The 367-nt window shown below is 55.6% G+C and carries 1 pseudogene; it reads right to left on the reverse strand.

Annotation, left to right across the window (positions count from 1 at the left end):
• Window positions 1–367 (reverse strand): annotated as a pseudogene (locus tag FDX04_RS04495) (IS1-like element IS1X2 family transposase); the annotation flags it as partial.

Raw genomic sequence — 367 nt, forward strand, 5'->3', positions numbered from 1 at the left:
GCCGACAGCAGGCTCAGAAGACGCTCCAGTGTGGCCAGAGTGCGTTCACCGAAGACGTGCGCCACAACCGTCCTCCGTATCCTGTCATACGCGTAAAACAGCCAGCGCTGACGTGATTTAGCACCGACGTAGCCCCACTGTTCGTCCATTTCCGCGCAGACAATCACATCACTGCCCGGTTGTATGCGCGAGGTTACCGACTGCGGCCTGAGTTTTTTAAGTGACGTAAAACCGTGTTGAGGCCAACGCCCATAATGCGTGCACTGGCGCGACATCCGACGCCATTCATGGCCATATCAATGATTTTCTGGTGCGTACCGGGCTGAGAGGCGGTGTAAGTGAACTGTAGTTGCCATGTTTTACGGCA

It is taken from the genome of Citrobacter sp. wls615 (assembly GCF_005281355.1).
Classification (GTDB): Bacteria; Pseudomonadota; Gammaproteobacteria; order Enterobacterales; family Enterobacteriaceae; genus Citrobacter; species Citrobacter werkmanii.